Genomic DNA, 7,560 nt, shown 5'->3' with positions numbered 1-7,560 from the left:
AACGGCTACGCCATTATCTGGATGAGAAGGGAAATTCTTCTCCTACAAACATTTTACTCATACGAACTGATTCGGATGTTTTCTGATTGGGCGCAGCTTGCCAGGAAGGAAGGCTTACTCGCTCTTGAAGCGAAAACAAATGAAATAGAGGATTCTTTTTTAAGAAGCGGACTTTCGCTTGCAGTTGATGGACAAAGCGCTGATTATATTAGAGATGTGCTATCAGAAGAAATCGAAGCGATGGAAGAAAGGCACCAGGCCGGAGCGAGTATTTTTACTCAGGCAGGCACTTACGCTCCAACGCTCGGAGTTTTGGGAGCGGTTGTCGGGTTAATCGCAGCATTGGGCAATATGGCGGATATAGATGCGCTCGGACATGCTATCAGTGCAGCCTTTGTAGCAACTTTACTCGGTATCTTCACGGGTTATGTTTTATGGCATCCTTTTGCGAACAAATTAAAACGCAAGTCTAAGCAAGAAGCGAAGATAAAATATATGATGATCGAAGGGATTTTGTCCATTTTGGAAGGTGAAGCACCGAGGGTTATCGAACAGAAACTTGCCTCATTTCTTCCAGCTGGTGAAAGGAAGATCTTTCTGGAAGAGAGCAGTGTGAAGGCGGATGAGTAAGCGCAAAAAAAGGCATCTTCATGAAGATCATATGGATGAGAGCTGGTTAATTCCTTATTCAGACCTGCTCACCCTTTTGCTGGCGCTGTTTATTGTTTTGTTTGCCATGAGTTCAGTCGACGCCAAGAAGTTTGAGGCGCTTTCCAAAACTTTTAATGAGGTTTTTAACGGCGGAACGGGGGTCATGGAGTTTGAAAGTCAGAGTCCGGTTCCCGAAGGTCGCATGGACGCGGCTGAGGAGTCGGAAAAGGATCAACAAAAAAAGAAGCAACAAGAAGAAGATAAAAGCAGTGCTGCCGACAATTTAGATCAACAAGAATTGGAAGAGATTCTCCGGAAGGTAAATGCTTATATCGAGGCAAACAATCTAACAGAAGTATTACAAGCTTCTCTGACGGATGAAGGTCTGCTGGTTTCGATTCGAGACAATGTCTTTTTCAGCTCAGGAAGTTCAGACGTAAGGGCAGAGGATAGACAGATTGCCAACGAAATTGCCGCTTTGCTTGTGATGGACCCACCCCGCAATATTATTATCAGCGGGCATACTGATAATATTCCGATTCAGAATTCACAGTTCTCATCAAACTGGGAGCTAAGTGTGATGCGTGCTGTTAATTTCATGAAAATTGTTTTAGAAAATAAACAACTTGATCCGCGCTGGTTTAGTGCGAAAGGATTTGGTGAGTTCCAGCCCGTCGCGCCAAACGATTCTGACGATGGCAGAGCCAAGAACCGACGTGTTGAAATACTTATTTTACCAAGAAATGCAGGTTAAGCTAACAGGCTTAACCTGCATTTTTATTTATAAGAGCTTAAAAAGTTTTGTACAGATGTAAAACAAATGTTTATAATTGAAACAAAAGTCTGAAAGGTGATGGGGGAAACAAACGTGAATGAAAAAGAGTCGTTAATTTTACATTTAGTAAAAGAAGACCCGTTTATCTCGCAAATCGACCTGGCTGAACAGACGGGTCTATCACGTTCTGCTGCAGCCGGTTATGTTTCTTCGTTAATAAGACAAGGGAAAATTCTCGGTCGGGCGTACGTTTTACCGGATGAAAAAGAAGTTATCTGCATTGGCGGTGCCAATGTGGACCGGAAGATTCAGGTGATTGATAAGCTGGAATACGGCACCTCCAATCCAGGATACAGTTCGCAGTCATGCGGTGGAGTTGCCCGAAATATTGCCGAGAATCTGGGCAGGATCGGGATCGATGCGGCGCTTATGACTGTCGTCGGTGACGACCATCAGGGGCAATGGCTTTTGGATTATACAAAAGCTTTTGTCGATATTGGCCCTTCTCAGCAAATATTAAAAAAGACGACGGGCACCTATACCGCTGTGCTCGAGAGGGACGGAGAAATGGCGGTCGCGCTTGCTGACATGTGCATTTATGACGCAGTGAGCATTGAAATGATTGAAAAGAAGTGGGGGTATCTGGCTTCTGCCGAGCTGGTCATCCTTGATACTAATTTTCCGGCAGACGTATTAGCTCATACGATTAAACGCTGCGAAGAAGAGTCGATTCCACTTTGTATCACGCCAGTGTCATCAGCAAAGGTAAAAAAACTACCCCGGAATTTAAGCGGAGTAACCTGGCTTATTGCCAACCAGCGCGAGGCAGAGGCTTTATCAGGTGTGAAAATTCAAAATGAAGGCGACTTTTTTAAGTCTGCTGAAGCGATCCTGGAAAAAGGGGCTAAAAAGGTTGTTATTACCCGGGGAGACAAAGGTCTTGTATATTTTTCCAAACAAGGTGAAGCGGGCGTGCTCTTGCCGCCAAAAGTGGCGGTCGACGATGTAACAGGTGCAGGAGACTCGCTCGTCGCCGGAATTGCATATGGCCATTTGAAGGGATTGAACATAAAAGACGCCTGCAAAATAGGCATGACATGTTCGCAGATAACATTGCAATCCCATGAAACAGTTAATCCCGCTTTAAACCATACTCGTCTTCAGGAAGCGTTCAAACAATTTTTTAAATAAGGGAGAATGTACAACATGTTAGAAAACGTATTGGAATACGCACCAGAGGTTTTGGAAGCAAGAAAACGCAATTTGCCAATTGTTGCATTGGAGTCGACGATTATTTCACACGGAATGCCATATCCACAAAATGTAGAAACAGCAAAAGAGGTAGAAAGTATTATCAGGAAAAACGGCGCTGTTCCGGCGACGATTGCAATTCTAAATGGAAAAATTAAAATTGGCTTATCAGAAGATGAACTCGAGTTTCTGGCGAAAAGCAAGGATGTGGCGAAGGCAAGCCGCCGCGACCTTCCATATCTTGTATCCAATCGTAAAAATGGAGCAACGACAGTGGCTGCAACGATGATTTGTGCAAGTCTGGCTGGAATTGAAGTATTCGTCACAGGCGGTATTGGCGGTGTACATCGCGAAGCAGAGACGACAATGGATATCTCAGCGGATCTTCAAGAGCTTGCACAGACGAATGTTACCGTCGTGTGCGCGGGGGCAAAATCGATTCTGGATATCGGACTAACTCTTGAATATCTGGAAACGTTCGGAGTTCCCGTTGTCGGTTACCAAACTGACCGTCTGCCGGCCTTCTATACTCGAACAAGCCCCTATAGCGTAAATTTCCGTGTCGACGATCCGGATCAGGCTGCACAATTGATTCGTACCAAATGGGAGCTTGGGCTGGATGGTGGGATTGTAATCGCAAATCCGATTCCGGAGCGGGATGCATTAGATGAAACATTCATTAATGAGGTGATTGAAGCGGCGCTCTCGGAAGCAAAGGAAAATAACGTGGCAGGCAAGGACGTAACTCCATTTCTGTTAGGGAAAGTAAAAGAATTAACAAAAGGCTCAAGTCTCATTGCCAATATTGCACTTGTAAAGCATAATGCAGATATCGGGTCCCGTATCGCAGTGAGTTTATTGAAATAAACATAGTAGATCAGCTCTTAAAAGGGGGCTGATTTTTCCCGTTTATAATGATAAAGAAGCAAAAAACAAGAAGACTTAACAGTGAAAAAGAACTAATCATACACCCACGCATTCAATAAATCGTCAGCAAAATAATTCGACGATAATTTCGTTAAACTTACAGAAATTCATCTTTAAACCTACCAAAAGTTAACATTTTCATAATAACTTACGTGGAAATAAAGGAAAGCTGTAGAATAATGGCTTTTTTTGAACGAAAATGAGAATGGCCTGCATTTTTCATATGACAAATAATAACACCGTAATAGTAAAGAAGTAGATAAAATAATACCTAAGTATTAGAAGAGGATGGATCAGGTCCAGAAAAGGGCAAACCTATTGAAAGATGGGGACGCAAAGTCGCGGGTCTAAGGTCTTGGAAGCATTTTCAGGCTAGGACGGCTGGGTTGCCTGGAATACGAAATGTATTTTAGGGGGAGTCATGTTGGCAGGCGTAAAAGAAAGCTTTGACGAAATCGATCTGGAATGGATGCTGCTGATTATTGAAGCGAAGGAGCTAGGACTCAAAAAAGAAGATATCCGAAATTTTCTTAATGATCATTTTATGAGGGAAGTTGCTGTTGAAAATCGCTAAAAATGAAGAATCAGGAACATGCCGGAACAAACCAGCAATATTCTGCAATAGAACCAATGGACGCTCTCTGTAAATTTAGATAGCTATTTCTTTAATTGAAAAACGAACAGTTATTTAAAATGTAAACAGTATTATTCGTTTGCCACGGAATACTCCCGGGTTATTAAGACCATTAGATTCGTTTTTCGGTTTAGCTTAGCACATTGTGAAATTTACTCAAATACATAAATAAAAAACCTGTTATGAAAAAACAGGTTTATTTTTTATTAATTCTCCATTTATTAAACTCCAAAAATTCACGGAATTGATCCTTCGTAACCCCGGAGTTCATTGCCTCTTTCACGAGGTTCATCCAATCGGAATCAAGCTGTTCTTTATTAGGCTGTTCATTGATTAAGGTATCAACAGGAACTCCCAGTACAGACGATATTTTTTCAAGAAACTGTATGGACGGGTTTCTTTGTAAATTGCGCTCCAAGGAGCTTAAATAGGATTTAGCAACACCTGCTTGATCAGCCAGTTCAGAAAGTGACATCTTCTTTTCCTGACGGATTTTTTTTACCCGATCACCAATCATCCAGTCTCACACACCTTACATAAGTTTTCTATAATAACAAAGCCGAATTCATCGGTTTCATATAAAGAACATCCTGTATTTTATATCTACCACTATATATTATCATATATTATAACGGCTAACCCGAAATGGACAACATATTTGTTAAGAAAAAACGAGAAAATTTTTTTGATTTTCGACTGGGGCGATAACCAAATTCGTTAGAAGAATCGAGGATGCTGCCCATTTTCATGTTTTGCAAAAGGACAAACAGGGAAACCTCTAAGTGTGTCCAGATAATTATTTAAAGGAGATGGATTGCTATGGGTAAGAAAATTGCATGTCTCGTGACAGATATGTTTGAGGACTCTGAATACACAGAACCGGCCAAATCGTTTAACGAGGCGGGCCATGAGGTCATAACAATCGAAAAGGAAAAAGGGGCAACAGTAAAAGGAAAACAGGGGCAAGCTTCGATTACGATTGATCAGGGAATTGATGACGTAAGCCCGGGCCAATTTGATGCTTTATTCCTGCCGGGCGGGTTTTCACCTGACCTGCTGCGGGCTGATGAGCGTTTTGTTACTTTTGCAAAAGCATTTATGGATGACAAGAAACCGGTTTTTGCGATTTGCCACGGACCGCAGTTGTTAATTACGGCAAAAGTATTGGAAGGCAGAAAAGCAACCGGTTATAAATCAATAAAAGTTGATATGGAGTATGCAGGAGCAGAATATCACGATGTTGAGGTAGTAGTTTGCGGCAACCAGCTCGTAACGAGTCGTGATCCTGATGATATTCCCGCATTCAACCGGGAATCACTGAAACTGCTTTAAATAAACTGGCCTAAATAATGGATAAATTCTTCTCCCATTCCAATGGAGAAGGATTTTTTGATATTGGCAGATTTCAGAGGTAATATAAAAAGGACCCCGTCATAGTATATGGGGGAGAGTGTTGAAAGGCGGCTAAAGAATGATTAATTTAAGGTCACAAAGAGAAATAGAGAAAATGAAACAAGCCGGTGTTGTTCTGGCATCTTGCCATAAAGAGCTTGCCAACCTGATTCGCCCTGGGATTTCAAGCTGGGACATTGACCAGTTTGTAGAAGCATTTTTGCAAAAGCATGGAGCAACCTCGGAGCAGAAGGGTTATAAAGGATATGAGTATGCGACATGTTCGAGTATCAATGATGAGGTTTGCCATGGATTTCCCCGAAAACAGCCGTTGAAAACTGGAGATATTGTCACTGTGGATATGGTTGTTAGTTTAAATGGTGCACTTGCAGACTCAGCCTGGACATTTCCTGTCGGAAACATCGATGAGGAAACGGAACGGCTTTTAACAATAACAAAGAATGCTCTTTATATAGGAATAGAAGCTGCGCAAACAGGCAATCGAATCGGGGATATCGGACATGCGATTCAAACATATGTAGAAGCTGAAGGATTTTCGGTAGTAAGGGACTTTATCGGACATGGGATAGGTGATGTGATCCACGAAAAACCGGATGTTCCTCATTTTGGGCTTCCCGGGAAAGGACCGCGGATAAAAGAAGGCATGGTGTTCACGATCGAACCGATGGTCAACGCTGGCAGTTACGATACGAAAATGGATTCAAATGGCTGGACAGCCCGAACTGCGGATGGCAAATACTCAGCTCAATATGAACATACAATTGCGATTACAAACAACGGCCCGATCATCTTAACTGATCAGGATCAAATGTCGATTTATCCCTCCGGGGTGTAATTTTTATACTTTATAGGGAAAAATCCGCTGCCTGGGCCAGGTGAGCGGATTTTTTTTACGGTTTACACTTGCTTTCGAAGATTTCCGAGTTCTTCTGCAATAGCTTGCATTTCGTTCGGGCTGAAGCTATTTTTTTTCATCACTAATTCATAAATTTCCTTTAATTCTTCGTACATTTCTTCGTCAAAGTGGGAAGGCTTTATAGCCGCAAAATTTAAAACTTTCAACTTTTCCTTAATTTTTTCAATCATATACTCAACGTTTTCAACCGTCTTTTCGGAAAGATCCACTGTCCGTTTCATCCTCTCAACATTGGTCTTTTCATCTTTTCATGTCCTTTTAAAATTGTCAATTCAAATTCCATAACAAGGCAAACCTGTCGCCTGTTAACAATCGTGTACAATCAATGTTATACAATAATTCTCTTGCATGAACAAAGAAGGATGGTGGAAAATGAATGTAGAGGAGAAATAATCGAATCAAGTCAGTCGATAATGGTGAAAACGGTTTTGTTTGATGGGAAAAGGGGAAGCATTAAAGCAAACTAAGCCTGTTTCCTTTTCGAAACAGTGAATGTGTGTTCTTTCATTGGGGCAGGAGAGCTTGAGTATAATTCCAGATTTAAATCATACTTTAAAGGAGAGGATCATATGACAGACTCAAACAGGTTCTGGAAAGGAATGCTATATGGTGCCCTTGCAGGCGGAGCGATCAGCTTGTTTAACAGGCGAACGAGAAACGCGCTTATGTCTGACTGCCGCAGTGCAATTGGCGGTGTCGCAAACATGGTTACACATCCAGGTGCAGCCGCCAATCAAATTAGGGAGGTAACATCAAGACTTCGTTCAACCGTGGAAGAAATCAGTAATGACGTTGCCTTTATCGGCGCGAAGGTGGAAGAAATGCGCGAAATTACCCCACAGGTAGCAGGCATCGTCAAGGAAACAAAAGAAGTGTTCTCTGGAGGTAATAAAAATCTGCAGGATGGAGCGGCTGCAACGGCCGTTGTTGTTGCCGATGAAAACAGTATAACCAGACAAGTTCCAATTCATTAAAGAGAAAATGAGGTGGGGA

General features: G+C 42.1%; 10 protein-coding genes and 1 riboswitch. Of the genes, 8 read left to right on the top strand and 2 right to left on the bottom strand.

Annotated elements, in window-relative coordinates; all coding sequences use genetic code 11:
• The 5 genes from CU635_RS15390 to CU635_RS15370 all read left to right on the top strand — a co-directional run.
• Window positions 1–630 (top strand): MotA/TolQ/ExbB proton channel family protein (locus CU635_RS15390; RefSeq protein ID WP_101578273.1); only part of this gene is annotated, 630 nt, incomplete at its 5' end.
• Window positions 623–1,405 carry a flagellar motor protein MotB gene (gene motB, locus CU635_RS15385; protein ID WP_101578270.1) on the top strand — a complete coding sequence of 261 codons (783 nt, stop codon included), beginning with the start codon at window positions 623–625 and terminating at the stop codon, window positions 1,403–1,405. The genes CU635_RS15390 and motB, both read left to right, overlap by 8 nt.
• 114 nt (window positions 1,406–1,519) lie before the next feature.
• Complete coding sequence (locus CU635_RS15380; RefSeq protein WP_101578269.1) at window positions 1,520–2,617, top strand: carbohydrate kinase; 1,098 nt, start codon at window positions 1,520–1,522, stop codon at window positions 2,615–2,617.
• Window positions 2,618–2,632: 15 nt separating this feature from the next.
• Window positions 2,633–3,544, top strand: coding sequence for a pseudouridine-5'-phosphate glycosidase (locus CU635_RS15375; RefSeq protein ID WP_101578268.1), 912 nt, complete (start codon window positions 2,633–2,635; stop codon window positions 3,542–3,544).
• Window positions 3,545–3,902: 358 nt separating this feature from the next.
• A riboswitch (cyclic di-GMP riboswitch) is annotated at window positions 3,903–3,998 on the top strand.
• Between the two features lie 27 nt (window positions 3,999–4,025).
• Window positions 4,026–4,178, top strand: coding sequence for an anti-repressor SinI family protein (locus tag CU635_RS15370; RefSeq protein ID WP_101578272.1), 153 nt, complete (start codon window positions 4,026–4,028; stop codon window positions 4,176–4,178).
• A 256-nt stretch (window positions 4,179–4,434) separates the two neighbouring features.
• Here CU635_RS15370 and CU635_RS15365 read toward each other — a convergent pair whose 3' ends face one another.
• Window positions 4,435–4,755, bottom strand: a complete 321-nt coding sequence (locus CU635_RS15365) for a helix-turn-helix domain-containing protein (RefSeq protein WP_101578267.1) — start codon at window positions 4,753–4,755, stop codon at window positions 4,435–4,437.
• A 302-nt stretch (window positions 4,756–5,057) separates the two neighbouring features.
• Between CU635_RS15365 and CU635_RS15360 the strand changes: the two genes are divergently transcribed.
• Window positions 5,058–5,570, top strand: a complete 513-nt coding sequence (locus CU635_RS15360) for a type 1 glutamine amidotransferase domain-containing protein (RefSeq protein WP_101578266.1) — start codon at window positions 5,058–5,060, stop codon at window positions 5,568–5,570.
• A gap of 139 nt (window positions 5,571–5,709) precedes the next feature.
• The gene (gene map, locus CU635_RS15355) at window positions 5,710–6,486 is read left to right on the top strand and encodes a type I methionyl aminopeptidase (RefSeq protein WP_101578265.1); all 777 of its coding nucleotides are present in this window, start codon (window positions 5,710–5,712) and stop codon (window positions 6,484–6,486) included.
• A 62-nt stretch (window positions 6,487–6,548) separates the two neighbouring features.
• Here map and CU635_RS15350 read toward each other — a convergent pair whose 3' ends face one another.
• Window positions 6,549–6,776, bottom strand: a complete 228-nt coding sequence (locus CU635_RS15350; RefSeq protein WP_101578264.1) for a DUF1128 domain-containing protein — start codon at window positions 6,774–6,776, stop codon at window positions 6,549–6,551.
• A gap of 360 nt (window positions 6,777–7,136) precedes the next feature.
• Between CU635_RS15350 and CU635_RS15345 the strand changes: the two genes are divergently transcribed.
• On the top strand, window positions 7,137–7,541 hold the full coding sequence (locus tag CU635_RS15345; protein ID WP_180956573.1) for a YtxH domain-containing protein: 405 nt from the start codon (window positions 7,137–7,139) through the stop codon (window positions 7,539–7,541).
• The last annotated feature ends 19 nt before the right edge of the window (window positions 7,542–7,560 follow it).

Origin of the sequence: Bacillus canaveralius, assembly GCF_002860125.1 — a bacterium.
Taxonomy (GTDB): domain Bacteria; phylum Bacillota; class Bacilli; order Bacillales; family Cytobacillaceae; genus Bacillus_BJ; species Bacillus_BJ canaveralius.
The sequence above is the reverse complement of the archived record's forward strand: the minus strand, read 5'-3'. Positions and strand labels throughout refer to the sequence as shown.